The sequence below is a fragment of the Streptomyces pseudogriseolus genome (assembly GCA_002154585.1).
Classification (GTDB): domain Bacteria; phylum Actinomycetota; class Actinomycetes; order Streptomycetales; family Streptomycetaceae; genus Streptomyces; species Streptomyces pseudogriseolus.
Window position 1 is genome coordinate 1 of sequence record MUNG01000649.1, and the last position, 1,213, is coordinate 1,213.

Annotated in this window: 1 protein-coding gene and 1 pseudogene; both read left to right on the forward strand. The window is 76.2% G+C overall.

Features of this window, described 5'->3' with window-relative positions; genetic code table 11:
- Positions 1-470: SCO6045 C-terminal-like domain-containing protein (locus CCN29_RS33750; protein WP_503167734.1), on the forward strand; the 470-nt coding region annotated here is incomplete at its 5' end.
- 139 nt (positions 471-609) lie between these two features.
- Positions 610-1,213: pseudogene (locus CCN29_RS33755) on the forward strand (TIGR04222 domain-containing membrane protein); the annotation flags it as partial.

Genomic DNA, 1,213 nt, shown 5'->3' on the forward strand with positions numbered 1-1,213 from the left:
GGGCTGCGACGCCGGGGCGGGTGCGGGAGCCGGCCGCCGTCGGGCCCGTCGCCGAGGCCACCCGGGAACGGCTGGCGCTCGCCCAGACCGCCGTGCTGTCGTCGCTGGTCGCGGGGACGCCGGTGCCGGAAGGGTTCGACCGGACGCGGATGCGGGTGCAGGCACGGGCGCTCGCCGCCAAGCGGGCCGACGTCGTCGCGAAGGTGGCCCCGGAGCTGGCGGAGATCCTCGGCGACGGCTACCGGCCGGCCTTCCTCGCGTACGCGCGGACCCGCCCGATGACGGGCGGCTACCGGCAGGACGCGATGGCCTTCGTCGACCGACTGCTGCACAGCGGAACCCTCGAGGACCCGCGGACGCGACGCGAACTGCGCGCGTGGTGGCTCGACCGCTCGGGCCCCCGCCCCCGCGCCCACCGCCCGGCGACCCGCCTGGCCCGCGCGACCCGCCGCGCCCTCCTCCGCCGCTGAGGCGTCACCAGGCGGTACGCGCACAACGCCGGCCTCGCACCGCGCGACGAGGCCGGATGCGCGCCACAGACCGGCACATCGCGTCCGGATCGTGAACAAGGCATGGTGTTTTCGCGACCATGTCCCTTACAAACAGTCCATGTTCTGGGTACCTCTTCTGCTTCTGGCCTGGGTGATCGCCGGGGTCGCCGGGTTGCGGCTGTGTCGTGCCGCGGTGCGTGAGGCGGCGGCCGGCCGTGACGACGCGGGAGGGGGTTGGGAGCTGACGCTGTACGAGGCGGCCTTCCTGTCGGGCGGGCCCGGCCGGGTCGCCGACCTCACGCTCGTCGCGATGGCCCGTCAGCGGCGGCTGCTGCTCGCCCACACCGGCTGGGCCACCGTCGTCGATCCGCGCGGGCGGGACGACATGGAGCGCACGGTGATAGGGGCGATCGGGCCGGACGGGCAGTCGCCCATAGCGCCGGTGCGGAAGGCGGCGGNNCCGGGCTCGCCGTGCCCGAGGGCGACGGACGGAGCGTCACGGAGGCGCTGCGCGGGCTGCGGCTCGCCGTGCCGGCCGTGGCCGGTCTCGCCGCCGCCGCGCTGCTCCTTCCGGCGCCGTCGCAGATGCCGCGCCTGCTGGTCGCCCTGTGGTTCGCGCTGCCGCTGGCGTTCACGCTGGGCGCTCTGGCCATCGCGCGCTTCGAGCTGAGCCCCGCCTCGCGCTGGGCGTCCCCTGCGGGGCAGCGGCTGCTGGACTCCGT